This is a genomic window from Mesorhizobium sp. M1A.F.Ca.IN.020.03.2.1, from assembly GCF_004023205.1.
In the GTDB taxonomy this organism is placed as follows: Bacteria; Pseudomonadota; Alphaproteobacteria; order Rhizobiales; family Rhizobiaceae; genus Mesorhizobium.
Genome location: NZ_RZSV01000077.1, coordinates 1 through 24,661, shown reverse-complemented (window position 1 = coordinate 24,661; position 24,661 = coordinate 1). Strand labels below are relative to the sequence as shown.

Genomic DNA, 24,661 nt, shown 5'->3' with positions numbered 1-24,661 from the left:
GTTCTACGCCGTCGGCGGAACCTGGCGAAACCTCGCCCGGCTCCATATGGAAATGACCAACTACCCGCTCGGCGTCATGCATCATTACGAGATCGCCGCCGACAGCGCCCTGAACTTCCTCAGGCAGGTGGCCAAGGGCGAGGTCGAAAAGGTCAAGGGCATCGAAGGCGTCTCCAAGAACCGCCGCTCGCTGCTGCCTTACGGTGCGGTCGTGCTGCAGGAAATCATGGCGGCAATGCAGCCCTCGAAGATCGTCGTCTCGGCGCAGGGCGTGCGCGAAGGCTTCCTCTATTCGCTGCTCGACGCCGCCGAGCAGAAGGCCGATCCGCTGATCTCCGCGGCGGAGGAACTGGCGCTGCTGCGCTCGCGGTCGGTCCATCACGCGCATGACCTCGTCGACTGGACGGACAAGGCTTTCAAGGCCTTCGGCATCGACGAGACGGTGGATGAGGCGCGCTACCGCCACGCCGCCTGCCTGCTTGCCGATATCGGCTGGCGGGCGCATCCCGAATATCGCGGCCGGCAGTCGCTCAACATCATCGCGCATGCGTCCTTTATCGGCGTCGACCATCCTGGCCGCGCCTATCTGGCCCTGACCAACGCCTATCGCCATGACGGCATCTTCAACGATGCGATCGCGGCCGAGATCAAGACCCTGGCGCCGCCGCGCATGCTCGAGCGCGCCCGCGTGCTGGCGGCAATGATGCGTGTCGTCTACCTGCTGACGGCCGCGATGCCCGGGGGCATGCCGCGGCTGAAATGGGAAAGCCGCGGCAACGGTGCGCTTGCGCTGGTGCTGCCGGCCTCGCTTGCCGACCTCTATGGCGAGCGGCCGGCCGGCCGGCTGGCGCAACTCGCGCGCATCACCAACCGCCGCCTGGTGCTGGCGGTCGAGGGCGGGCCGAGCATTTCCGTCAAGTGACGGATCAGGTGATCTCGGCACCGACGCCAAAAGGGCGGCCGTCGGCCGACCATGCGCCGGCGCCGGCCATGGCGAGCGCCAGGAAGCCCCCGGCAATGGCAATGTCCTTCATCAGCATCTGCCGGTGCATGAAGGCGAGGGTCGCATCCTCGCCGCCCTGGCCGAAATGGCCGATGAAGCCGGCGACGATAGTGAAGGCGGCAAGCAGCAGCGCCGCGATCCGCGTCTGAAAACCGACAAGAATCAAAAGTCCGGCGATCAGCTCGAACAGGCCGGTGCCCCAGGCCGCCAGGGTCGGTAGCGGCAGGCCGAGGCCGGTGAAGTAATCGATCGTGCCGGATATGTTGGTCAGCACCTGGAAGCCCGAGGGCACGAACAGCGCGGCAAGCAGGAGCCGCGAGGCGAGAAGCAACGCGTTGCGGTTCATGGCCCACCTCCCTTGCCGGTATCCGGGAATGCACCGGCTCTCGGTGCAGTGTACGCCTGCACTCGGGAAAACGAAAAAGCGGCGCGAAAAATTCCGCGCCGCCAAAGTTTCAGCTTGGGAGGGGAAGGAGATCAGCCGCGCTTGGCGTCGATCGAATAGGCGCCGGCGCCGGAGGAGGCGAGCAGGATGAAGCCACCGGTGATGGCGAGGTTCTTGAGAAACTGGATCATCTGCATCTGGTCGGCCCAGCCGGTGTGAGCAACCAGGCCGGTAGCGATCGTGAAGATGGCGAGCAACCAGGCGGCGATCCGCGTCTGGAACCCGACAAGAATGGCAAGGCCGCCGAGCAGCTCGATGAGGCCGACCACGACGGCCGTCACGGTCGGAAGCGGCAGGCCGAGGGCGCCGAAATAGCCGGCGGTGCCGGAAATGGCGGTAAGCTTGCCGAAGCCGGAAAGCAGGAAGATGACGGCGAGCAGGATACGACCGAGCAGGATGGTGGTGGCACTGTTGGACGCGATGCTGGTACCGGCGGCGGAAGTGTTGATGGACATTGGCGAGTCTCCGAATCGTGTTGAATGCCCAGTCAGATAGACGACGAAGACTGTTCACCAAAGCCGCCGATGCGGCGACACATTGTTCACAGGCAGTATGTTTCGGTGACCGGCGGACGCGCGCGAAAATCGTGTCGGCGGATTGGGATTAACGAGTAAATTGTGCCCCCGCAAAATAGCCAAACTATCGGTTGGGGCTGCAGTCGCAGACCTCGGGGACTAGCCGAAACGCCCGATCGGGTCGTCTTCGCCCTGGAACGACGACCCCTTTGGCCTGTCCGCGCCGTGAGAACTACCCCGGATGCGTCATGTCCTCGGGCCGCACCAGCCGGTCGTAGTCGGCCTCGCTGACCAGCCCGGTGGCCAAGGCTTCCTCGCGCAGCGTGGTGCCGTTCTTGTGCGCGGTCTTGGCGATCTTGGCGGCGTTGTCGTAGCCGATGGTGGGGGCGAGCGCCGTCACCAGCATCAGCGAGCGCTCCAGCGCCGCCTTGATGTTGTCTTCCCGCGCCTCGATGCCGACGACGCAATTGTCGGTGAAGGATACGGAAGCGTCGGCAAGCAGCTGCACCGACTGCAGGAAATTATAGGCCATCAGCGGGTTGTAGACGTTGAGCTCGAAATGGCCCTGGCTGCCGGCGAAGGTTAGCGCGGCATTGTTGCCGAACACCTGCACGCAGACCTGCGTCAGCGCCTCGCACTGCGTCGGGTTGACCTTGCCCGGCATGATCGACGAGCCCGGCTCGTTCTCCGGCAGCGACAGCTCGCCGAGGCCCGAGCGCGGGCCTGAACCGAGCAGGCGGATGTCGTTGGCGATCTTGAAGAGCGCCGCCGCCGCCGCGTTGATCGCGCCATGCGAGAACACCATGGAATCGTGTGCTGCGAGCGCCTCGAACTTGTTCGGCGCCGTGACGAAGGCGATGCCGGTGATGGCGGCGATCCGGTCCGCCACCTTTTCCGCAAAGCCAACCGGCGCGTTGAGCCCGGTGCCGACCGCGGTGCCGCCCTGCGCCAGTTCCTGCAGGCCGGGCAGCGTCTGCTCGATGCGCTTGATCGATGACGCGACCTGCGCGGCATAGCCGGAGAATTCCTGGCCGAGCGTAAGGGGTGTGGCGTCCTGCGTGTGGGTGCGGCCGATCTTGATGATGTGGTTGAAGGCGCGGGCCTTGGCGTCGAGCGCTTTGTGCAGATGGTGGAGCGCTGGGATCAGGTGATGCGCGACCCGCTCGGCGCAGGCGATATGCATGGCCGTCGGATAGGTGTCGTTCGACGACTGGCTCATATTGACGTGGTCATTCGGGTGCACGGGCTTCTTGGAGCCCATCACGCCGCCGAGCATCTCGATCGCCCGGTTGGAGATCACTTCGTTGGCATTCATGTTGGACTGCGTGCCCGAGCCGGTCTGCCAGACCACGAGCGGGAAATGGTCGTTGAGCTTGCCGTCGATCACTTCCTGCGCGGCGTCCACGATTGCCTTGCCGATGGCTGGATCCAGCCGTTTCATCTCCATGTTCACTTCGGCCGCGGCGCGCTTGACGATGCCCAGTGCGCGCACGATCGAGGCCGGCTGCTTTTCCCAACCGATCTTGAAATTGCCGAGCGAACGCTGCGCCTGCGCGCCCCAGTAGCGGTCGGCCGCGACCTCGATGGGACCGAATGTATCGGTTTCGGCTCTGGTCTTCTCAGCGCTCACGGGAAATCTCCGGTCTGTCGATTTGCGCAAGGGCGTATCGCGTTGCACAAAACCCTTCAAGCGGAGATTGCGGGCGAGGAAGATGCAAATCGGTTGAAGGGGGCTGCCGATCTCCCCCCTTGTGGGCCAGATCAGCCCTCCATCGGCGGTCCAACGATGTCGATGCCGTTCTCGGCGCAGAGTCTCGTCAGCGTCGCCATCATCTCGGGCATCGGCGCCCCCGGCTGCGGCAGGTCCGGCCGTTCGGCGGGGCGGCTCGCCAGGCGCACCATCGTCTCGAAATCCGAGCCGCTCGTGACGGTGAGCGTATGCGCGCCTTGCGGAGATTCGACCCTGTATGTATGCGGCAGGCCCTTCGGCGCGATGACGGTTTCGCCCGCGGCCACGACCCGCTCATGGCCGTTGATCTGGAAACGCATTTGTCCTTCGAGGATGTGAAATACCTCGTCTTCGTTGCGGTGCATATGCAGCGGCGGGGAATCGCCATAGGGCAGGCGATGCTCGATGACGCAGATGCCGTCCTCTCCGTCGGCCGAAGAGACCTGGATGGCGACGAGCGTGTTGTTGAACCAAAGGAGTTCCTTGCCTGCGATGGTCCGGTTGATCATTGTCATGGTGTCTCTGCTTTGTGTTGGGCCGGCGAAGCGGCGTCGACGGCGAACTAACCAGCGACGCGTGGGAGATGGAAATCGAATGATCATATGGGCTGAATTAATGCGATGAATTTGAACGCGCTCGATCTCAACCTGGTGAGGGTGCTCGACGCGCTTTTGCGCGAGAAAAGCGTGACGCGCGCTGGCGAGCAGATCGGCCTCAGCCAGCCTGCGGTGAGCGCCGCGCTCAACCGCCTGCGGCATTCGCTCAACGACCAGCTCTTCGTGCGGCGCGGCAACGACATGGTGCCGACGCCCCGCGCCGAAAGCCTGGCCGAGCCTGTGCGTGCCGCGCTGCGCGAGATCGAGCGTGCTTTCCAGCCGGCGAAGGACTTCGATCCGGCAAGGCTGGAGCGGACCTTCACCTTCATGGGCGCGGATTTCTTTTCCATGCTCCTGATGCCGCCCTTTGCCGCGCGCATCACGGCGGTGGCGCCATCAGTGTCGTTCCGCTTCCTCGACAGCGCCATCGGCGACGTCTCGAAACTGTTGCAGGAGGACCAAATCGACGTGGCGCTGGAGCGTCCCCTGGAAGTCGCCGAATGGGTTTCCAGCGTACCGCTGTTCGGCTCGCCCTTCGCCGTCATCGCGGCGAAGGGCAATGCAGCGCTCAATCGGGCCGGCATCGCCGAAGGCGAGCAGGTGCCGCTCGATCTCTTCTGCGAGCTGCCGCACGCGCTGCGCTCCATCGACGGCTCGATGTCGGGCTTCACCGATGACGCGCTGGGGAAGATGGGCCGGACGCGCCGGGTCACGCTTGCCTTGCCGCATTTCCAGGCGGTCGCGCTGGCCGTGGCGAGCGGACCCTATCTGGCGGCCGTTCCAATGCAGTTCGCGGCGGTGGCGGCGAAACCCTTGCCGCTCGGCATCTACCGGGCGCCGATCTCGATTCCCTCGCCGGCGGTCAGGATGTACTGGCACGCCCGCCATGACGACGAGGCGCCGCATCGCTGGATCCGCGAGCAGATCCTGGTGGAGGTCGAGGCGCTCGGTTTCCGCAACCTGGAGGATGAGGTCGGGGAGTAGACTCTGTTATCCGACCGCCAGGCCGATGGCAGCGGGCTGGCGCAGCGCGAGCCGCCCCGCGACATAGTCCTTGACCTGGCGGACCGCCTGCGCGCGCGAGACGCTGCCCGGCTGCAGGCCAAGCCTGAGCCACAGCCCGTCGATCAGAGCGGTGACGCCGAGTACGATCTCCGCGGCCAACTCCGGCGATGCGAGGCCGCGCAGGCCGGACAACAGGTTCGAGCGCATGCGCGCGTGGATCACTCGCTGGATGCGCGCCAGCTTCTCGTCGCGCGGCACCTCGGCGCAGAGCGACAGCCAGGCGTGACAGAGCGGCGGCAGGAACAAATGCTCCTCGAAATTGCCCTCGATCACCGCGTCCAGCCGCTCCATCGGCGTTCGCGCGCGCTTGAGCCGCGCCACCACCGCGTTGCACAGCACGGCATTGGCCTCGCGCATCGCGTGCTCGAACAATTCCTGCTTGTTGCGGAAATAGTGCAGCACGATGCCCTTCGAGGCGCCGGCCTGGGCCGCGACCTTTTCCAAGGTGGCGCCGGCAATGCCCTCGCGCTCGAGCACCGCAAAGGCCGCTTGCCGCAACTCCTTGCGGCGTATGTCGCTGAGACGTGTGAGCTTCACCGGATCGATCCATGTTTGCGACTCCATGTTGACATTTTCGCCCGCTCAGATCAATCATTGACCACTGGGACAATAACATGACCAAATGGTCAACAGAGGAGAACCGGAATGGTGCGCTTGCTTGCGAATGGCGTCTGTCTCGCTGCCTTGATGGTGGCCGCTCAAACCGTTCAGGCGGCCGAGGCGGAGGAATGTAAGGTGGTACGAATGGCCGAGCCCGGCTGGAACGATCTCGCCTTCACGACGGGCGTGGCCAAGGTCCTGCTCCAGGTGCTCGGCTATGAGCCGCAGAGCGACGTGCTTGGCATCAACGTCATCTACGAAGGCATGAAGAACAAAGACCTCGACCTGTTCCTCGGCTACTGGGATCCGGCGATGGTCACTTATTACGAGCCTTACAGGAAGGACGGCTCGATCGAGAATGTGCGGGTCAATCTGGTCGGCGCCAAATACACCTTCGCCGTGCCGACCTATGTCTGGGAAGCCGGCGTCAAGGATCTCTCCGACCTGCACAAATTCGCCGACAAGTTCGGGAAGAAGATGTACGGCATCGAGCCCGGCTCGAACCAGCTGATGATGGATGCTATCGCCGATCCTCAGTTCCAGCTCGACGGCTGGCAGGTGGTCGAATCGAGCGAAGCCGGCATGCTCTCGGAGGTCGGCTACGAGATCAAGGAGAAGCAGTTCATCGTCTTCCAGGGCTGGGCGCCCCATCCGATGAACACGATGTACGACTTCAAGTATCTGACCGGCGGCGACAAGTTCTTCGGCCCGAATTTCGGCGCCGCGACGGTGACGACCCAGGTGCGCAAGGGATTCCTGCAGGAGTGCCCGAACGTGGCGCAGTTCCTGAAGAACCTTGCCTTCGACATCGATCTGGAAAATGTCGGCATGGGCTACCTCATCAATGACGGCATGAAGCCGGAGGAAGCGGCGCTTAAGTCGATCACGCTCAACAAGGATCGTGTCGACGCCTGGCTTGCCGGCGTCACCACCTTCGACGGCAAGCCCGGCCTCGCCGCGGTCAAGGAAAAGCTTGGACTGTGAGGCCCGCGGCATTGGATCTGTCGGGACAGGGGGGCGAGCAGGACGCCTGGGCCGGCCGCAAGCGATTCGTCGATGTCGGTGGCCTCGACCTCGCCTATGTCGAGGTCGCCGGCTCGGAACCGCCGCTCGTCCTGGTGCACGGCTTCACCGACACCAGCCGCAGTTTCTCGTTGCTGGCGCCGCATCTTTCCGCGCGGCGGCTGGTCATGCCGGACCTGCGCGGCCATGGCGCCTCGCAGGCGGGCAGGGGCTTTGGCATCGCCGATTTCGCCGACGATGTCGCCGGGCTGATCCGCAACCTGCGGCTCGCCCGGCCGGTCGTTCTCGGCCATTCGCTGGGTGGCATGGTCGCCATGCAGGTGGCCGCGCGGCATCCGGAACTGGTCGGCGGGCTGGTCATCCTGGCCGGGGCGCTGAAGGCAGATTTCGCGCCGGACCATCCGTTGGTTGACGGCGTGGCGGAACTGCGCGACCCGATCTCGCCGACTGATCCGTTCTACGACTGGTGGCACGCCTGCGGGTCCGGCGTGCCGCGGGCCCTTCTTGCCGGCCTAGCGGCGGACGCTTCGGCGATGCCGGCGGCGCGCTGGCGCGCCATTCTCGAAGAAATCCGCCGGACGGATCTGACCGCGGCGGCGCGGGCCGTGCGGGTCCGGACGTTGATCATTGCCGGCGCCTGCGATCCGCTCTTCGGCCAAGCGCACCAGGAGGCTTTGGCCGAGGCGCTTGCCGGATCGCGTCTCGTCTGGGCGCAGGACTGCGGCCACAACCCGCATTGGGAAGACCCGGCCTTCGTCGCCAAGGCAATAGCCGACGTGCTGCCAGCCGAGTGACTACCGCAACAGCGATCGGGCCGTAGGCGTGAGGCGCAACATCTCTGCCGGCTTCGTCGAAGCAGCCTGCATGGTTTGGCGAACCGCCTGCCATGCCGGGGAAGCGCCAAGGTCGTTCCGATAGTTCGCATGGGCGTCGCCGAAACCAACGACGACGATGAAGACATTTTCGCCGGCTCGCACCGGCAGCCGGGAAAAAGTGTTTTCGGCATGCTCGCTGACAAAGGCGCCGAGCAGCCGGGCACCGTTCGCCGTCAGTTGCGGAACCATTTTCGCCCGGAAACGCTCGGCGAATCCGGTTTCCATGCCGTGGCGCAAATGATGAATCGAAATCTCAACAATGCCGTCTAAGTGAGGCTGCGCACTTTTGCTTTCGCCTTCGCTCACGGTCGACCGCTCCCGCTTCGACAGGTCGAAGCCGGCGTCCGGCCATGCGGGCTTCAGCAACAGCACGTCGTCGGAATCGATCATCGTCGCATTGGCGGCGTTGCGATGCTCGGCCCACACCGGGCCGTCATAGAAAGCGGTGAGCGCTTTCCTCCTGGCCTCCATGTCGGCGAAGCCGCGCAGCCAGATGAACATGTCGGGACGGTCGAGGTCGCGGAACTGGCCGATGATGGTCATGCCCGCGGCTTCCTGGCTCTCGATGAACTCCCGGTCGAACAGCGCGATAAGCGTTTCGCGCTGGCCGGGTTTCAATGTGTATTGCCTGAGCTCCACGATCGGCGACGCAAGGCGGGAAGGTCTGTTCATGGCTAGACTCTCGAAAACAGGGTGTTCATCCTGTTTATAAACAGACCGGTTGTCCTGTTTTGTCAATATGCTACGTTCTTCCCCTTCTCTCCCACGGAGGTGGCGATGCGCAAGAAGCGCACTAACGATCCGCAGGGCATGCGGCGGCGCGTGCTCGACGTGGCGGAAGGTTGCTTCCAGGCGCGCGGCTATCACGCCTCGAGCCTCGGCGACCTGATGGCGGCGGCCGGCGTCACCGGCGGCGCGCTGCACCATCATTTCCCGACCAAGAAGGCGCTGGCGCTGGCGGTGATCGAGGAGCGGGTGGCGGCCGCGGTTGAGGAGACCTGGATCGAGCCGGTGCGGGCGGCGCCTTCGGCGCGCAAGGGCGTGCGTGCCGTGTTTGAGGCGGTAGCGGCCGCGCTCGAGCAGCAGGGCTATGTGCGCGGCTGCCCGCTCAACAATCTGGCGCATGAGCTGTCGCTCGCCGATCCCGATTTCCGTATTGCGTTGGCCGATATCTTCGCCGGCTGGCGGCGGGCGATCTCCGACAAGGTGCGCGCCGATCAGGAGGCCGGCCGGGAAGGTGGGACCGATCCCGACCGCTTTGCCGCGCTGACGGTGGCGGCTTACTCCGGCGCCATGTCGATGGCCAAGGCCGAGCAGGATGCCGGTGTGTTGCGGCAGTGCCTGGAGGGTTTGGAGCGGGTCGAGCCCCCGCCATCACAGAACGGTTCGCCCGCCAGACGACGCCGCAGGGTGGTGCGGCAGCAGGCAATCCGCTGATGCCGGTATGAGGATCATCTTAAGTCCCTGACTGAAAGGCAGCCTTTCACTCCCTCAGCGGCTTGATCGTCTCGAACCCCACTTCGCTCTGCGCGCTCGTCCCCTCGTCGTAGCGCCGCGCCAGCACCGCTTGCAGGTCGGGCGAATAGAGCGCGGTGAAGCTGTCGATCACCGTGCCGGAATCGCCGGTCAGCGTCTCTTTCACCGTCAGCACCGTGTATTTGCAGTCGCCCAGCTTGTAGGTGTCCTTGCCCTTGACGCTTAAAGCCAGTGTTTCGGTGCCCTTCGGCGCCTTCTTCGCCGAAAGCCGCACGAACTCGGTCTTGCTCTTGGCACCGGCCTTCAGCGGGAAGAGCTTTTTGAGGTCGCCGAGCGGGATCATTGACAGCCGGCCCGTGTCGCTATCGCGGAAAATCTCGATCAGCCCGGCGTAGAGATATTGCGTCTGCGGCGATTGCGACTGGTAGTTGTTGGCGACCGCGACCATGCCGCCCGGCGCCGGCCGGAACTCGCTGCGGATGCCGGGCTTCTCCAGCACGAAGCCGGCCTTGGCGGATTTGGCGTCCACGCAGTCGGCCCCCTCGGCGGTGCCGGTGAGGGCAAGCATGGAGAGGGCCACACAGGTCGTCACGGGTTTCATGCCTTCTCCCCTGGAAATGTGTTCTGGAAGGAATGACAGACCCTCTCTGCGCTGTCGACCCAAAGTGCCCTTCACGAATTCAACCAATGCTTGAAAAGAGCCGCCAATCTGGACGATCCGGCGCTGAAAATGTTCCAATGGCGCGATGATGAATCGCTTATCCTCAGCATTCTTGTCCCGGCGCGATTTCCTGGCCCGGGTGGCCGGCCTTGCCGCGACCTGCGCCCTGCCGGACACCACTTTCGCCCAGACCGGCCAGCCTATCCAGCCGATTGACGCCACCTTTTTGTTCATCGCCGATATCCATGCCTGCCGCATGGCGACCGGGCTCAGCCCGCATTGCGAGCAGGAAGGCAAGACCGATGCGGCATTGCTGCGCAATGTGGCCGCGCTCAACGCAATCGACGACAAAGAGTGGCCGGCCGAGATCAACGGCGCTGCCACCGGCCTGCGCTCGGCCGGCACACGCATCGGCACGCCGCTCGGGGTCGTCACCGGGGGCGACATCACCGACGATGGCGGCGGCCAGATCACTGAGCCGAGCGAAGGCACGCAGCTTCTGCAGTTCAGCCAGCGCTACCAGCAAGGCATCGGCCCTGATCGCGTGCATGTCCCGGTCTATGTCGGGCTCGGCAATCACGATCTCGACCAGAATGGGCCGACGCGCCATGTCGACTGGTACCGTCGCGAGATGCGCGACTATGTCGAAGTCAACCATCGCCCCGGCGTTTTCTTCAAGCCGCCGGTGCCGGCGACCAATTACGATGTCGACACCGATTGCTATTCCTGGGATTGGGGCGGCCTGCACCTCGTCCAGACGCATCGCTTCGCCGGCGACACCGGCCATGACGCGATAGGCAGCCTGCCATGGCTGAAGCAGGATCTGGCGACCTATGCCGGCGACGGCCGTCCGGTGATTCTCTTCCAGCACTATGGTTGGGACACCTTCTCGGTCGAGCGCTGGGATCCAGTGAAGCGCACCTATGGCGAAGGCGGCGCCGGCCGCCCGCACTGGTGGGGCGACGCCGACCGCCAGGCGCTTCTCGCCACGCTGAAGGGTTATAATGTGATCGCCATTTTTCACGGCCATCAGCACGCAGTGCCGATGATCTACCGGCGCGACGGGCTCGACCTCGTCAAGCCGAAGGCGGCCTTCATGGGCGGCTTTGCGCTGGCGCGGGTGACCGTTGACCACATGGACGTCGTCCTGGCTGAGGCGGCCGGCGACCATGGCGAGGTCGTTTTCACCAACGCCTTCACCAAAAGCTGGGCCACCTGAAGGGAGAAAGCACGCCGGGTAGAGTTGTCCAGGCCTGTTGTTCGAGCTGTTCTGCGGTGTTGACGCCGTCGGCGCTCAAAGACGAACAGGCCGGCGCGCGGGTCGGCCATTGCCTCGCGGCGTATGGAGTCAGAGCGCCTTGCGAGCCTTGTCCTTCACGTCGCCATAGGCCTTGCGCACCCTGCCGGCGATTCTTTCGGACATGCCTTCCACCTGCAAGCGCCGGCTGCCGGTGGCCTTGCCGGCCGCCTGCTTCAGCCTGCCTTTTACCTGCTTGGCGATGCCGGCAACTTGATGCCTGTTCACCATATCCGCATCTCCTGGGCCTGGAATAGGAGCGGGGTGCGCCAACCGCATCCGCCACGACAACGAACGGGCAATGTTTGAGTTCCGTGCGGCCTGCCGCATCACGCCGCTGTCGGCATGACGGACAGCCCGTGCCGGGCGTTCGAGATCTGACCGCGGGGCCTGCTGGTCACATCGCTTTTTTGAGCATGGCTTTCATGTCGCCACAGGCCTTCTGCACCTGGCCTGCCGACTTGTCCGCCATGCCCCTGATTTCCATCGGCCGGTTGCCGGCGGCCTTGCCTATGGCTTGCCGGATCGAACCTTTGATCTGCTTCGCCAAGCCCACTATTTGGTCCATGTTCACCATCTCCGCATCTCCCGGAGATCCAATTCGCGAGGAGAAACGGGCCGGAGTGCTTCGCGGTTCCGTTGCGCCAAAGCACACCGGTCGAGGATAATTGACCGGCGACCGAATTCGGCATAATATGTAACCAAATGGATACGCATTATGCCGCAGGCTGAGCACGACCGTTCCGTCTTCCGCGCCATCGCCGATCCGACGCGGCGCGCCATCCTCGACCGGCTGCGGCAGGGCCCCGCGCCGGTCAACGAACTGGCGTCCGCCTTCTCGCAGAGTCGGCCGGCCATTTCCAAGCATCTGAGGATACTGCGCGAGCTCAACGTCGTTTCCGAGCAGCGGCAGGGCCGCGAGCGAGTCTACCGGCTGGAGCCGGCGGAATTGAAGGATGTCGCCGACTGGATCCTGCCTTACCGAGACTTCTGGCAGCACAGCCTCGGCAATCTCAAATCCTACCTGGAGAATGAATGATGGCCATCCAAGACAAGCCGCGCGCGATCGCCGACATTTCCGCCGGTACCATCCTTGCCACGGTGACGATCGCCGTGCCGCCGGAGCGCGTCTTCCGCGCCATTACCGCTGAGGACCAGATCCCGCTCTGGTGGGGCGCCGACAACATGTACCGGACGACGAAGCACACGGCCGATGTCCGGCCGGGCGGCGCCTGGCGCTCGGAAGGCAAGGGCGCGGACGGGCAGGACTTCCATGTCGCCGGCGAGTATCTCGAGGTCGAGCCGCCGCATCGTCTGGTGATGACCTGGAAGGCGCCCTGGGACGGCGATAACCTCACCACCGTCACCTATACGCTCGAAGCCGTCGAGAACGGCACCCGGCTGACGCTGCGCCATGACGGCTTCGGGTCGCGACGGGACTCCTGCCGCGATCACGGTTCTGGTTGGGAGCGCGTTCTGGGCTGGTTGGACGAATTCCTTGCCAAGGAGACGGCTGCCAGGTCGCCTTCGGTCTTCCATTGCCGGCTGATTCCGCCGCGTCCGGATTTCGCCTTCACCCTGACGGAGGAGGAGAGGGCGCTGATGAATGCGCATGTCGACTATCTGCGCGGCCTGCTTCGTGAAGGCAGAATGATGATTGCCGGCCCAGTCGCCGATCCAGCCGGACCGTGGGGGCTTCTGATCCTGCAGGTCGGCACGGAAGCCGACGCCAGGGCGGTTACCGAAGGCGACCCGGTGGCGCGTTCCGGCCGCGGCTTCCGCTATGAAATCCTGCCGATGATGAGCACGATCATGTAAGGCGAATGGAAAACGCCTCTCGCGCTTTTCAGGGCGCGGGAGGCGTCTTTTGTTATCAGCTTTTCTCGATACTCGTGAACTGCCGATAACAGGGACAAAACCGCCAGCCGGCAAAAGGGTTCCCGGCAAAACAAAATTTTTTCCTCGGCCGGATGCGACGCATTTCCCGGCTCCGTGCTAAAGGCACTTGCCAGCATGAGGATAGCCTTGCCGCACGACCGACCCTGCCCGACCCTGCTTGACGCATCAGCCGCCTTCGACTGCCAGAGCTGCGGCGCCTGCTGCGCCTATTCGGCGGACTGGCCGCGCTTTTCGACCGAAGAGGATGCCGAGCTCGACCGCATCCCCGACGAGCTGGTCGCGACCGACCTGTCAGGCATGCGCTGCGAGGACGGCCGCTGCGCCGCGCTTCACGGCGAGGTGGGCAAGCAGACGGCCTGCGCGATTTACGAAGCCCGCCCGCATGTCTGCCGCGCCTGCATGCCCGGCGGCGACGACTGCCTGATGGCAAGGGCCGCCCATGGGCTGGCGGTGGAGAGCGTGATCTCCCCCCTCGAGGGGAGATGGCCGCGAAGCGGTCAGAGGGGGTCGTCTCACATAAATCGCCAACGTGATCGCGTCGCGGAAAAGGCCGCGCTCTACACGAGGCGAGCCCCCTCTGTCGCCTTCGGCGACATCTCCTCGCGAGGGGACCACAAGGGGGAGATTACTTTCTTCCCCGCTTGCCCACGCTCGGACCTCCCGATACCTTCCGCGCCGTGCAGGCCATGGAGGAAACCGTGAGCATCGAATTCCTGTTGACGTCGCTGATTATCGTCGCTTCGCCCGGCACTGGCGTTCTCTACACGCTGAGCGCCGGCCTCTCACGCGGCGCTCGCGCCGCGATCATCGCCGCTTTCGGCTGCACGCTGGGCATCATCCCGCACATGGCGGCGGCCATCACCGGCCTTGCGGCGGTGCTGCACACAAGCGCCGTCGCCTTCGAGACTCTGAAATATCTGGGCGTCGCCTATCTGCTCTACATGGCCTGGAACACGCTGAAGGAGAAGGGCGGCCTTGCTCTCGATCAGAACGCCGCGCCACGCTCTGTCCGAAAGGTGATCACCTCCGGCATCCTGGTCAACATCTTGAACCCAAAACTGTCAATCTTCTTCTTCGCCTTCCTGCCGCAATTCGTCAGCACCACGGAGCCGCACGCTTTCGCCAGGATGCTGGAACTGTCCGGCGTCTTCATGCTGATGACCTTCCTTGTCTTCGTCGTCTACGGCGTGTTCGCGGCTTCGGTGCGCAGCCATGTCGTGTCGCGGCCGATGGTGCTGACCTGGATGCGCCGCACTTTCGCCGGCGCCTTCGTCATGCTGGGGGCCAAGCTGGCGCTGGCGGATAGATAAAGCGAACTGGTGTATCCCTTCACATAGCCCATCGCCTCGACTATCGCCCGTCCGCGGCGCGAATCAGGTTGGCGCAGGGATGGCCGAGCGCTGGCGCTGTCGCTGCTGATCTCCCTCCTTGAGGGGGAGATGTCGCCGAAGGCGACAGAGAGGATCGCCGCGCGTGGAGCGCCAGCGCCTCCCGTTGCAAGGGAGTCGTCGCCGGAGCCTTACGCGCGGCGACCCCCTCTGCCCTGCCGGGCATCTCCCCCTCAAGAGGGGAGATCGGCTGTTGCGCGGGCCTTCGCCAATCGCAACAGTTCGCAACAGTATAGAAGCCCGCCTTTGGACCGGCTGCCCGCATGCCAAACAAAAAGGGCGACATGTCTGCCGCCCTTTCCATATTCTCTGTGGGACCGGACTTCTTAGAAGTCCATGCCGCCCATGCCGCCCATGCCGCCGCCAGGCATGCCGCCCGGCATACCGCCGGCGGCTTCCTTCTTCGGAGCCTCGGCGATCATGGCTTCGGTGGTGACCAGCAGGCCGGCGACCGAGGCCGCGTCCTGGAGAGCGGTGCGAACGACCTTGACCGGGTCGACGATGCCCATGCCGATCATGTCGCCATACTCGCCGGTCTGGGCGTTGAAGCCGTAGGTCGCAGCCTTGTTCTCGAGGATCTTGCCGGCAACGATCGAAGCCTCGGCACCGGCGTTGGCCGCGATCTGGCGGGCCGGAGCCTGCAGCGCGCGACGAACGATGGCGATGCCCGCGGCCTGGTCGGCATTGACGCCGGTCGCCTTGACGGCGTGCGAAGCGCGCAGCAGCGCGACGCCGCCGCCGGGGACGATGCCTTCTTCAACGGCCGCGCGGGTCGCGTTCAGAGCGTCGTCGACGCGGTCCTTCTTTTCCTTGACCTCGACCTCGGTCGCGCCGCCGACGCGGATCACCGCGACGCCGCCCGCGAGCTTGGCCAGACGCTCCTGCAGCTTCTCCTTGTCGTAGTCCGAGGTGGTCTCCTCGATCTGCTGCTTGATCTGGGCAACGCGGCCCTGGATCTCGGCCTTCTTGCCGGCGCCGTCGACGATGGTGGTGTTCTCCTTGGAGATCGACACCTTCTTGGCGCGGCCGAGCATGTTGAGGCCGACATTCTCAAGCTTGATGCCGAGGTCTTCCGAGATGACCTGGCCACCGGTCAGGATGGCGATGTCTTCCAGCATGGCCTTGCGGCGGTCGCCGAAGCCCGGAGCCTTGACGGCGGCGATCTTCAGGCCGCCGCGCAGCTTGTTGACGACCAGCGTGGCCAGAGCCTCGCCTTCGACGTCTTCCGAGATGATGAGCAGCGGCTTCGAGGTCTGAACGACGGCTTCCAGGACCGGCAGCATGGCCTGCAGGTTGGAGAGCTTCTTCTCGTGCAGCAGGATGTAGGCGTCTTCCAGATCGGCGACCATCTTGTCGGCGTTGGTGACGAAGTAGGGCGAGAGATAGCCGCGGTCGAACTGCATGCCTTCGACGACTTCCAGCTCGGTCTCGGCGGTCTTGGCTTCCTCGACGGTGATGACGCCTTCGTTGCCGACCTTCTGCATCGCTTCTGCGATCATCTTGCCGACCGACTCGTCGCCATTGGCCGAGATCGTGCCGACCTGGGCGACTTCCTCGGAGGTCTTGATCTTCTTGGCAGCCTTGCCGAGAGCGGTAACGACTTCGGTGACGGCGAGGTCGATGCCGCGCTTCAGATCCATCGGGTTCATGCCGGCGGCAACGGCCTTGTTGCCTTCCTGGACGATGGCCTGGGCGAGAACGGTCGCGGTGGTCGTGCCGTCGCCGGCGATGTCGTTGGTCTTCGAAGCGACCTCACGCACCATCTGCGCGCCCATGTTCTCGAACTTGTCCTCGAGCTCGATCTCCTTGGCGACGGTGACGCCGTCCTTGGTGATGCGCGGGGCGCCGAACGACTTGTCGATGACGACGTTGCGGCCCTTCGGACCGAGGGTGACCTTCACCGCGTCGGCGAGGATGTTGACGCCGCGCAGCATGCGCTCGCGGGCATCACGGGAAAACTTTACGTCTTTTGCAGCCATTGTAAGCTCCTGGCAGGGGTTCGGGTCGAACCCGCAGATTCAAGATTCAGTTGACGGTGAGGCCGATGATCAGCCGATGATGCCCATGATGTCGGATTCCTTCATGATCAGAAGGTCCTCGCCATTGAGCTTGACTTCAGTGCCCGACCACTTGCCGAACAGCACACGGTCGCCGGCCTTGACGTCCAGCGGCACGAGCTTGCCGGCTTCGTCGCGAGCGCCGGAGCCGACGGCGATGATCTCGCCTTCCTGCGGCTTCTCCTTCGCCGTATCCGGGATGATAATCCCGCCGGCGGTCTTGGATTCGGATTCGACCCGGCGAACGACCACGCGGTCATGAAGCGGGCGGAACTTGGACTTTGCCATGTTGTCTTCCTCGAATGAGAACGGTGAGAACTGTTCCTCCATCCGGCGAGGCCGCCGGATATAAGTTAGCACTCACTTAGGGCGAGTGCTAACGTGGCGCTGAGATAGGCTGGTGGCTTGCGAGAGTCAAGGCGCGCGGGGAGGGGCAACAGCGCAATTTTTCTCAGGCGGAGCCCTGGGCGGAAATGCGGTGGCTGCGCGAAGCGTGGGCGAGCAATCCAGCCCGTTTAGTCCGGGCGCTTCGGCGAGCGCAACACCAGCAACGGGCAGCGTTCGGCCAGACCGTATGTGCCGCTAGAGGCCAGCCGGAGATCGTCGAAGAAGGTCCGGGCTTCCTCGATGAGCGCTGCCGCGGGGGCGAAACTATAGACGGCGGACGAGTCCCGGTAGACGTCTATGGTTCCGATGACCGGCAGTTCCCATCCGGTTCGGGCCGACAGCTCCTCGCGATCGGGAAACGCCCTGTCGAAGTGTTCGAGGATGGCTTTGACCGGGATCGTGTAATCCGGCGCGTCGCCGATCGCGGTCATGGCCACGAGCCATTTCAGCTCATGGAAAGTCGAGACGCCGCCGCTTAGCGCAAGATCGCGGACATCCTTCGGGTCGTCCGGTGTTTCGGGAGAGGCGTAAAGCCTGATGCCGGCGCGGCCGTCGGACCTGAGCGCGCGCGCGATCGTCGCAAATAGGGTGCGCCTGAGGCCGGCGGCGCCGATGACCGAGAGACATCCGTCGCCGATCAGCGCCTCGACGCTTGCATCGGCGAACGGCAGATCGAACCAGTCGCCCTGCACCGCCTTGCGCGTATCGGTGTCGCCCGGCCAGATGCCGGCAATCATGTCCGAAGACTCGTCGACCGCCGTCAGCGTGGCGCCGAGCCCGGCGAGCTCGGGTGTCACGCCGAGCATCACGACATCCGACGGGGCAAGGCCGAGCTCGCGATCGTAGGTTTCGATAACCTCCGCCGGCGGCCGCAAGGGTGAGCCGAGCAACTGCCAAGGTTTGCGAATTGCATTCCAATGCTCGGTCATCCAAACCCCAGCCCGGTAGCGCGTTGTATCCGATCGAATAGTGGACGACGCTTGATAGGCCAAGTGGGGAACAATGGCACGCATCGCCGTCATCACGCATGAGTTCGACCGCTTCCAAAGCCGGCGCGGGCTGCTATGGCGCCGGGACAGCCCGTACATGCTCTTCGATCTGCTGGAGGAACTGAAGCGCCGCGGCCATTCGGTGCAGGTCCTCAGCGGCACGTCGGCGAAGCCGGCCGCCGATATCGCGGTGCTGCATGTCGATGCGACCGTAACGTCGCCCGATTATGTCGAGTATGCCCGCGCCTTTCGCTTCTGCCTCAATCTCGGCGCCGCCGACATTTCCAAGCGCCGCATTAGCGGAGCCGTCGTCGGCAAGGACGACGGCTGGAAGGGGCAGGTTATCGTCAAGAGCAGCCTCAACCATCGGGGAACGCCGGAACAGCAACTGAATCGGCGCGCGCGGCGCGCCGGCAAGCCGATGCCGTTTCCCGGCGTCGAATCTTTCGACCAATACCAGATCCATGCCTCGCTCGCCGACGTTCCGGCCGAGCTGTTCGGACGCGAGGACCTCATTGTGGAAAAATTCATTCCCGAGCCTGAGCCGGATGGCTTTGCCGCCCGTTTCTGGCTGTTCTGCGGTGAGCGCGAGCGCTGTACACGCCATGTCTCGCCGCAGAGCCTGGTCAAGGGCGACGACACGATCCGTCGCGAGGCGGTTCCGGTGCCGGACGAGCTTCGCGCGCTAAGGCGCAAGCTGGGCTTCGACTACGGAAAGTTCGATTTCGTCATGCATGAGGGCAGGGCGGTGCTGCTCGATGCCAACAAAACGCCTGGACGCGCCCGCAATCTGTCGAGCTTCATCGCGCCGGCAATGCCAATCTTGCCGACGGCTTCGAAGGGTTGATCCGCCAACACGCTTAGATATTCATGCCGCCCGAGACCTCGATGCGCTGGGCGTTGACCCAGCGATTGTCCTCCGACAGCAGCGAGGCGATCATCGGCCCGATATCGTCGGCGACGCCGGCGCGGCCGAGCGCCGTCATGCCAGCCACGACGCGGTTGATCTCGGCGTCGTCGCGCACATGGCCGCCGTTGAAGTCGGTGGCGATGGCGCCGGGCGCCACGGTGTTGGCGGTGATGCGGCGCTGGCTGAGCTCCTTGGCGAGGTAGCGCGTGAACACCTCGATGCCGCCCTTCATCATCGCATAGGCGGCCGAGCCCGGAACCGAGAAGCGCGCCAGCCCGCTCGACACGTTGACGATGCGGCCGCCATCGTTGATCAGCGGCAGCAGCGCCTGGGTTAGGAAGAACACGCCTTTGAGATGGATGTTCATCAGCGTGTCGAATTCCTCTTCCGTCGTCTCGGCGATCGGCTTGCGCAGGCCGGTCCCGGCATTGTTGACGAGATAATCGAAGCGGTCGCGCTGCCAGGTTCCTGAAGCGTCTTTCTCAATGCCGCGACGAAAGCCGGGAAGGTGGTAACGGCGCCGGTGTCGAGCTCGAGCGCCGCGGCGCGGCCGCCTGCGGCCTCGATCTCGGCGATCGCCGCCTTCGCCTCGTCGGCGCGCGAGCGGTAGGTGAGGATGACGTCGACGCCCTTGCGGGCGAGGTTGAGCGCTGTGTTGCGGCCGAGGCCGCGGCTGCCGCCGGTGATGAGGGCAATGGCGCGAGTGGTCATGGTGAAAATCTCCGTCTTGGCGATGGTGATCCATATACTCGCGCGAATGACCGATATAATCTGGCATGGATTGCCAACTCTATTCAAGATTTGCGAACAATCCGCGATGGACAGGTTCGACAGCATGCGGCTCTTCACCCGCGTCGTGGAACGGCGCAGCTTCACGGCGGCCGCTGCCGATCTCGGCCTGCCGCGCTCCAGCGCCACCGCCGCGATTAAGCAGTTGGAGGAGCGGTTGGGCGTGCAGCTGCTGCGTCGCACCACGCGCCACGTCACCACCACGCTCGACGGTGAAGCCTATTACCAGCGTTGCATCGGCATCCTCGCCGACATCGAGGATGCCGAGGGCGGCTTCGGCGCGCATGAGGTGCGTGGGCGCCTCAGCGTCGACGTCAACGGCCATATGGCGCGCACCTTCCTGCTGCCGGAACTGCCGGCGCTGCTCGCCCGATATCCGGGCCTGACCGTGCATATCGGCGAAGGCGACCGCCTCGTCGACCTCGTGCGTGAAGGCGTCGATTGCGTCATCCGGGCCGGCACGCTTCCCGACAGCGACATGATCGTGCGGCGTCTCGGCATCGCGCGCGAAATCACCGTGGCCAGCCCCGCCTATCTCGAACGCCACGGCGTGCCGCGCACGCCGGACGACTTGGCTGGGCACATGATGATCGGCTTCGTGTCGTCGCGCACGAGGCAGGTGATGCCGCTGGAATTCACCGTCGACGGCATGGTTCGCGAGATCGTCCTGCCGTCGCGGGTCACGGTCGCCAATTCGGACACGAGTGCTGCGCTGGTCCGGCTGGGCTTCGGGCTGTTCCAGGCGCCAAGGCTCCGATATGCGGACGACCTCGAGGCAGGCCGGCTGGTCGAAGTGCTTCCCGATTTTCCGCCGACGCCCACGCCGATCTCGGTGCTCTATCCGCCGAGCCGGCAGTTGTCGCCACGGGTCAGGGTGTTTGTCGATTGGCTGGTGGAGATCCTGGGGCCGAAGCTGGATGCGGGGTAAGTTGGCAATCGCGGAGGGGATCGTATCCAGCGGTCGTCATCCTAGGGCGGAGCAAGGAGCGAAGCGACGCGCGCAGACCCTAGGATCCATGCCGTGACGCTAAGGCGTTGCAAGGATTGCAGAATTCTCCGCCGTTGCGCTCTATGACGGAGTCGCCGCATGGATCCTCGGGTCAAGCCCGAGGATGACCACCGTTAGGCATGCCTACAAAAACAGCCGCAACTGCGCGTGGATGATCGACCGGTAATCCTCGATCGTGCGCCGGCCTTCCGCCTCGTCCTGCGTCAGCGCCAGCCGCACGACGCCGCCGGCGAGCTGAAAGATCAGGAACACCACGCGCCCGAACGCCTCGCGCTGCTTAGGCTTCAGCATCGGCGCCACACGGTCGCAGAACATCTTCGCCTGATGCCGCGTCTCGGCGATGTCGAGATGCTGCAGCGCCTTGTCGGCCTGGATCGCGTTCTGCAGATCCTGGATCGCCGGATCCGCCGCGACACGGCCGTAGTAATCGTCGAGCAGCCGATCGGCTGCAGCGGTCACGTCATCCACTCCCCGGATATCGGCGATGATCGCGCCGAAGCGAGCCCGGCTCTCCTCCGAGAAACGCTCGTAGAGCATCGCCAAGATCGCCGACTTGCTTGGAAAATAATGATAGACCGTGGCGATCGGCCCGCCCGCCAGCGCGCCGACTTCCTTCATCGTGACCGCGTCTATGCCCTTCTCGCCGATCAGCCGCATGGTCGTAGCGAGGATCGCGTCGATGCGCTCGCGGCTGCGCTCCTGCTTGGGCCTGCGTCTGGGTTCCGTCGCCGTTTGCCTAGTTTGCCTCATCTCGCGCGGGCAGTCGTTGATTCTCGGTTGACAGGAAACTGATCAAGTATCAGTTTCGTGAATGCTGACAACTTGTCAGCTTTTTCACCGGGCTGCAAGGGAGGGCGCCTCGTGACTGCAACCGATGCCGCGCATGCGGAAAATGGCGACTGGCTGGTCGGCAACCCGACCGGCCTGCAACTCGCCGCGGCGCTCTGGATCGGCTCGGTCGGCCTGCTCATCCTGGGCTTGCAGCCGGTGCTGCTCGGCGCGCTCTACAGCGAAGGTCATGTCACCGGTGACGAGCTGGCACTGGTCGCCACCGCCGAGATGATCGCGATCGCCATCGGCTCGGCGATCGTGGCGATGCTCCTCCCGGCGCGCAACATGCGCCGGAAGAGCGCCGCGCTTTTGGTGCTGCTGGCGCTCGCCAATTTCTGGACCGCCTATGCGATGAGTTCCAATACGCTGATCGGGGCGCGCACGCTCGCCGGGCTTGCTGAGGGTGGCTTGGTCGCCGTGGCGACCGAATTGATCGCCCGCTCGCGCCGGGCCGAGCGCATCGGCGGCTATTTCGTCACGCTGCAGACCTTGGCGCAATGCGCGCTGGCGCTGCTGCTCGCGCTTTATGCGGTGCCTGCCGCGGGCGCGGCCGGCGGCTTCGTCGCGCTTGGCGTTGTCTGCCTGTTGTCGCTCGTCGTCGCGTGGATCGTGCCGGACGACTACGCCGACCTGCCGAAGGACGAGCATTTTGCCAATGTGCTCACCTTGCCGGCGATCACGGCGCTGCTGTCGATCTTCTGCTACTTCATGTTCTTCGGCGCCGTCTGGGCATTTCTGGAGCCGCTCGGCGCCGAGTTCGGCATAGACGGCCGCACCGTCGGCCTGATGGTCTCGGCAAGCCTCGCCGCGCAGGTCATGGGCGCCATGACCGCCACCGTCTTCGAAGCGCGCATCGACTACCGCTTCGCCATCACCGTCATCGGCGCCATCGCGACGATCAGCTCGGTGCTGCTCGCTTCCGGCCCTGGGCTTTTGGTCTTCTGGTCGGTGGCGATGGTGATGGGCTTCATCCTGCTCTTCATCGTGCCCTACCAGATCCGGCTGGCGATCACCGCCGACGAGACGCGCAACGCGGTACTGCTTGTGCCGGCGGCGCAGCTCTTCGGCCTCGCCATCGGCCCGGTGGCCGCCTCGCTGCTGATCGACGGCCAAAATTTCCGGCCGGTGCCGGAATTCGCCGCGGCAAGCGCGTTGGCCAGCGTGGCGCTGCTCGGCGTCTTCGTGTTGGTTGCGCGCCGCCGCGTTCCAGCCTGAGCGGGAGGTGACGATGGCAAACGCCTGGAGCAACTGGTCGGGTTTCGTGAACGCCGCGCCGAAGCTGATCGCCACGCCAGCCGATGTCGGCGAACTGGCCGATCTGGTGCGTTCCGCGCCCGGTCCGCTGCGCGTCGTCGGCGCCGGCCATTCCTTCACGCCGCTGGTGCAGTCCGACGGCACCATCATCTCGCTGGCGAAGATCGAGGGGCTGGTTTCGCATGACGCCGCAGCCAATCGGGCACGCCTGAGGGCGGGGACAAGGCTTGGCGCGCTGATGCACATCCTGCAGGACATCGGCCAGGGCCTGCCCAATATGGGCGACATCGACAAGCAAGCGATCGGCGGCGCGCTGGGCACCGCGACGCATGGTTCCGGCCCGACGCTCGGCGCCTATCATACGCAGCTCGAGACGGTGCAGTTCGTCGACGGGCAAGGCAAGCTGCGCGAATACAGCCGGGCGGGCGACCAGGATATGGTCCATGGCACCGGCGTCGCGCTCGGCGCTTTCGGCGTGCTCACCGAAGTGACGATGAACAACATCCCGACCTACCGGCTGCGGCGCCGCAAATGGGTGTTACCGATCGGCGAAATGCTGCGCGACTTCGAGACGATGATGGGCGCACACCGTTCGGCAGAGTTCTATTACATCCCGTTTTCCGGCTATGCGCAGTTCATCGCCAGCGATCTCAGCGACGCAACGCCGGCGTCGCGGCCGACCGAGGATGACGAGGAGGGCCTGGCGACGTTGCGCAAGCTGCGCACCGTGCTGCGCCGGCTGCCGGCGCTCCGCCGGGCGCTGATCAAGGGTGCGGTCAAGAAGGTGCCGGCCGAGGATTATGTGCAGGACTGGCTCAACGTCTACGCCAGCGACCGTCGCACCAAATTCAACGAGATGGAGTACCACCTGCCTTACGAGGACGGTCCCCGGGCGCTGGCCGAGATCATCGCGCTGACCGAAAAGCATTTCCCGGAAGTCTATTTCCCGATGGAGGTGCGTTCGGTCGCCCCGGACGAATTCTGGCTCTCGCCCTTCCACAGGAGGCTGACCTGCTCGATCGCCATCCATCACGACGCGGCGAACGATCCGCTGCCCTTCATGCGCGCGGCCGAGCCGATCTTCCGCAAATATGGCGGGCGGCCGCATTGGGGGAAGATGCACAGCTTGACGGCGGCGGATTTCAAGAAACTCTATCCGCGCTGGGACGACGCAATGGCGGTGCGCCGCGACATCGATCCCGAGAACCGCTTCGTGTCGTCCTATATGGCCAGCCTGTTCGGCATCCAACAATGAGCGCCTATTTCGCCGAGCTGTCGAAGGCGCTCAAGGCCGCCGAAATCTTTCGGCCCTGCCTGGTGCTCGACCGCGACCGGCTGGACGCCAACATCGCGCTGGTGAAGCAGAGGCTGGCGCCGGGTCTTGCCGTGCGGTTGGTCGATAAGTCGCTGCCTTGCCTGCCGCTGCTTTCGCATATCTCCAAGTCGCTCGAAACCGGCCGCTTCATGACCTTCCATCCGCCGGTGACGCAGGCGGTGCTCGACGCCTTTCCCGCGGGCGATCTCCTCTATGGCAAGCCGATGCCGGTAGGTGCGGCGAAAGCGGCGCTGGCTAGAGGCGACGCCGGCGGGTGGTCGCGCGTCTGCTGGCTGATCGACACGCCGGAGCGCCTGTCCGAATACGGTGCGCTCGCCGCAGCGTTCGGCACCGAACTCCGCTTCGCCTTCGAGGTCGATGTCGGCCTGCATCGCGGCGGCTTTTCCGGTCCTGCCGAGATCAGGGCGCTGGCCATACCGAAGGACCTGCGCTGCGAAGGCATCATGGCCTATGAAGCGCATGCGCCGGAAATTCCCGGGCTGTTCGGCGGCGCGGCCGGCGCGCTGAAAAAGGCCGCGGCGCCGAAC

Annotated in this window: 26 protein-coding genes and 3 pseudogenes; 15 read left to right on the top strand and 14 right to left on the bottom strand. The window is 64.7% G+C overall.

The window, feature by feature from the left end; all coding sequences use genetic code 11:
- Window positions 1-922, top strand: a pseudogene (locus EOA79_RS14800) (exopolyphosphatase); the annotation flags it as partial.
- A gap of 4 nt (window positions 923-926) precedes the next feature.
- Here the strand turns inward: EOA79_RS14800 and EOA79_RS14795 are convergent.
- The 4 genes from EOA79_RS14795 to EOA79_RS14780 all read right to left on the bottom strand — a co-directional run bounded on the left by EOA79_RS14795 (window position 927) and on the right by EOA79_RS14780 (window position 4,207).
- Window positions 927-1,349, bottom strand: coding sequence for a DoxX family protein (locus EOA79_RS14795; RefSeq protein ID WP_095802563.1), 423 nt, complete (start codon window positions 1,347-1,349; stop codon window positions 927-929).
- A gap of 131 nt (window positions 1,350-1,480) precedes the next feature.
- Complete coding sequence (locus EOA79_RS14790) at window positions 1,481-1,903, bottom strand: DoxX family protein (RefSeq protein WP_067001137.1); 423 nt, start codon at window positions 1,901-1,903, stop codon at window positions 1,481-1,483.
- A gap of 292 nt (window positions 1,904-2,195) precedes the next feature.
- Window positions 2,196-3,593 carry a class II fumarate hydratase gene (gene fumC / locus EOA79_RS14785; protein ID WP_095824440.1) on the bottom strand — a complete coding sequence of 466 codons (1,398 nt, stop codon included), beginning with the start codon at window positions 3,591-3,593 and terminating at the stop codon, window positions 2,196-2,198.
- Window positions 3,594-3,724: 131 nt separating this feature from the next.
- Window positions 3,725-4,207 (bottom strand): cupin domain-containing protein, encoded by a 483-nt coding sequence (locus EOA79_RS14780; RefSeq protein ID WP_095824439.1) that lies wholly within the window; start codon window positions 4,205-4,207, stop codon window positions 3,725-3,727.
- Window positions 4,208-4,312: 105 nt separating this feature from the next.
- On the opposite strand from EOA79_RS14780, the gene EOA79_RS14775 reads away from it, so the two are divergent.
- Complete coding sequence (locus EOA79_RS14775; RefSeq protein WP_095824438.1) at window positions 4,313-5,272, top strand: LysR family transcriptional regulator; 960 nt, start codon at window positions 4,313-4,315, stop codon at window positions 5,270-5,272.
- A 6-nt stretch (window positions 5,273-5,278) separates the two neighbouring features.
- Here EOA79_RS14775 and betI read toward each other — a convergent pair whose 3' ends face one another.
- Window positions 5,279-5,890, bottom strand: coding sequence for a transcriptional regulator BetI (betI, locus tag EOA79_RS14770; protein WP_067001160.1), 612 nt, complete (start codon window positions 5,888-5,890; stop codon window positions 5,279-5,281).
- Between the two features lie 108 nt (window positions 5,891-5,998).
- Here betI and choX point away from each other — a divergent pair, with 108 nt between their 5' ends.
- Both choX and EOA79_RS14760 read left to right on the top strand, forming a co-directional pair.
- Window positions 5,999-6,937: a choline ABC transporter substrate-binding protein gene (gene choX, locus EOA79_RS14765; protein WP_095802559.1), complete on the top strand. Its 939-nt coding sequence runs from the start codon at window positions 5,999-6,001 to the stop codon at window positions 6,935-6,937.
- Complete coding sequence (locus EOA79_RS14760) at window positions 6,934-7,770, top strand: alpha/beta hydrolase (RefSeq protein WP_067324826.1); 837 nt, start codon at window positions 6,934-6,936, stop codon at window positions 7,768-7,770. Before choX ends, EOA79_RS14760 begins: the two co-directional genes overlap by 4 nt.
- Here EOA79_RS14760 and EOA79_RS14755 read toward each other — a convergent pair whose 3' ends face one another.
- A complete protein-coding gene (locus EOA79_RS14755) occupies window positions 7,771-8,589 on the bottom strand; it encodes an NIPSNAP family protein (protein WP_348627450.1) in 819 nt (272 codons plus the stop codon).
- Between the two features lie 39 nt (window positions 8,590-8,628).
- Here EOA79_RS14755 and EOA79_RS14750 point away from each other — a divergent pair, with 39 nt between their 5' ends.
- Complete coding sequence (locus tag EOA79_RS14750; RefSeq protein ID WP_095824436.1) at window positions 8,629-9,288, top strand: TetR/AcrR family transcriptional regulator; 660 nt, start codon at window positions 8,629-8,631, stop codon at window positions 9,286-9,288.
- A 46-nt stretch (window positions 9,289-9,334) separates the two neighbouring features.
- Here the strand turns inward: EOA79_RS14750 and EOA79_RS14745 are convergent, their stop codons facing one another.
- Window positions 9,335-9,928 carry a hypothetical protein gene (locus tag EOA79_RS14745; protein ID WP_095824435.1) on the bottom strand — a complete coding sequence of 198 codons (594 nt, stop codon included), beginning with the start codon at window positions 9,926-9,928 and terminating at the stop codon, window positions 9,335-9,337.
- Between the two features lie 145 nt (window positions 9,929-10,073).
- Here EOA79_RS14745 and EOA79_RS14740 point away from each other — a divergent pair, with 145 nt between their 5' ends.
- Window positions 10,074-11,207, top strand: coding sequence for a metallophosphoesterase (locus tag EOA79_RS14740; RefSeq protein ID WP_095824434.1), 1,134 nt, complete (start codon window positions 10,074-10,076; stop codon window positions 11,205-11,207).
- 129 nt (window positions 11,208-11,336) lie between these two features.
- Here the strand turns inward: EOA79_RS14740 and EOA79_RS14735 are convergent, their stop codons facing one another.
- Both EOA79_RS14735 and EOA79_RS14730 read right to left on the bottom strand, forming a co-directional pair.
- Complete coding sequence (locus EOA79_RS14735) at window positions 11,337-11,516, bottom strand: CsbD family protein (RefSeq protein WP_095784086.1); 180 nt, start codon at window positions 11,514-11,516, stop codon at window positions 11,337-11,339.
- Window positions 11,517-11,682: 166 nt separating this feature from the next.
- Entirely contained in the window at window positions 11,683-11,862 is a 180-nt protein-coding gene (locus EOA79_RS14730) for a CsbD family protein (protein WP_095802556.1), read from the bottom strand.
- Between the two features lie 141 nt (window positions 11,863-12,003).
- Here EOA79_RS14730 and EOA79_RS14725 point away from each other — a divergent pair, with 141 nt between their 5' ends.
- The 4 genes and pseudogenes from EOA79_RS14725 (at window position 12,004) to EOA79_RS14710 (ending at window position 14,494) form a co-directional block, all read left to right on the top strand.
- A complete protein-coding gene (locus EOA79_RS14725; RefSeq protein ID WP_067001113.1) occupies window positions 12,004-12,324 on the top strand; it encodes a metalloregulator ArsR/SmtB family transcription factor in 321 nt (106 codons plus the stop codon).
- Window positions 12,321-13,103 carry an SRPBCC domain-containing protein gene (locus EOA79_RS14720; RefSeq protein WP_245322342.1) on the top strand — a complete coding sequence of 261 codons (783 nt, stop codon included), beginning with the start codon at window positions 12,321-12,323 and terminating at the stop codon, window positions 13,101-13,103. Before EOA79_RS14725 ends, EOA79_RS14720 begins: the two co-directional genes overlap by 4 nt.
- A gap of 195 nt (window positions 13,104-13,298) precedes the next feature.
- Window positions 13,299-13,637: pseudogene (locus tag EOA79_RS33570) on the top strand (YkgJ family cysteine cluster protein); the annotation flags it as partial.
- Between the two features lie 245 nt (window positions 13,638-13,882).
- Window positions 13,883-14,494: a LysE family translocator gene (locus EOA79_RS14710; protein WP_095824659.1), complete on the top strand. Its 612-nt coding sequence runs from the start codon at window positions 13,883-13,885 to the stop codon at window positions 14,492-14,494.
- 404 nt (window positions 14,495-14,898) lie between these two features.
- Here EOA79_RS14710 and groL read toward each other — a convergent pair whose 3' ends face one another.
- The 3 genes from groL to EOA79_RS14695 form a co-directional block, all read right to left on the bottom strand.
- Window positions 14,899-16,551 (bottom strand): chaperonin GroEL, encoded by a 1,653-nt coding sequence (groL, locus tag EOA79_RS14705; RefSeq protein ID WP_067324836.1) that lies wholly within the window; start codon window positions 16,549-16,551, stop codon window positions 14,899-14,901.
- Window positions 16,552-16,620: 69 nt separating this feature from the next.
- Window positions 16,621-16,917, bottom strand: a complete 297-nt coding sequence (gene groES, locus EOA79_RS14700; protein WP_095801333.1) for a co-chaperone GroES — start codon at window positions 16,915-16,917, stop codon at window positions 16,621-16,623.
- 227 nt (window positions 16,918-17,144) lie between these two features.
- Window positions 17,145-17,945: a methyltransferase domain-containing protein gene (locus tag EOA79_RS14695; protein WP_127335585.1), complete on the bottom strand. Its 801-nt coding sequence runs from the start codon at window positions 17,943-17,945 to the stop codon at window positions 17,145-17,147.
- 73 nt (window positions 17,946-18,018) lie between these two features.
- On the opposite strand from EOA79_RS14695, the gene EOA79_RS14690 reads away from it, so the two are divergent.
- Window positions 18,019-18,852 (top strand): hypothetical protein, encoded by an 834-nt coding sequence (locus tag EOA79_RS14690; RefSeq protein WP_245322391.1) that lies wholly within the window; start codon window positions 18,019-18,021, stop codon window positions 18,850-18,852.
- A gap of 13 nt (window positions 18,853-18,865) precedes the next feature.
- Here EOA79_RS14690 and EOA79_RS14685 read toward each other — a convergent pair.
- A pseudogene (locus EOA79_RS14685) lies at window positions 18,866-19,626 on the bottom strand (SDR family oxidoreductase).
- 106 nt (window positions 19,627-19,732) lie between these two features.
- On the opposite strand from EOA79_RS14685, the gene EOA79_RS14680 reads away from it, so the two are divergent.
- Window positions 19,733-20,632, top strand: coding sequence for a LysR family transcriptional regulator (locus EOA79_RS14680; RefSeq protein WP_067324844.1), 900 nt, complete (start codon window positions 19,733-19,735; stop codon window positions 20,630-20,632).
- 204 nt (window positions 20,633-20,836) lie between these two features.
- Here EOA79_RS14680 and EOA79_RS14675 read toward each other — a convergent pair whose 3' ends face one another.
- Window positions 20,837-21,463, bottom strand: coding sequence for a TetR/AcrR family transcriptional regulator (locus EOA79_RS14675; RefSeq protein ID WP_095824850.1), 627 nt, complete (start codon window positions 21,461-21,463; stop codon window positions 20,837-20,839).
- 111 nt (window positions 21,464-21,574) lie between these two features.
- Between EOA79_RS14675 and EOA79_RS14670 the strand changes: the two genes are divergently transcribed.
- From EOA79_RS14670 to EOA79_RS14660, 3 genes are all read left to right on the top strand, one after another.
- Window positions 21,575-22,759, top strand: coding sequence for an MFS transporter (locus EOA79_RS14670; protein WP_095824849.1), 1,185 nt, complete (start codon window positions 21,575-21,577; stop codon window positions 22,757-22,759).
- Between the two features lie 13 nt (window positions 22,760-22,772).
- Window positions 22,773-24,053, top strand: coding sequence for a D-arabinono-1,4-lactone oxidase (locus EOA79_RS14665; protein ID WP_095824876.1), 1,281 nt, complete (start codon window positions 22,773-22,775; stop codon window positions 24,051-24,053).
- The coding region (locus EOA79_RS14660; protein ID WP_206639245.1) for an alanine racemase at window positions 24,050-24,661 on the top strand (612 nt) is incomplete at its 3' end. The genes EOA79_RS14665 and EOA79_RS14660, both read left to right, overlap by 4 nt.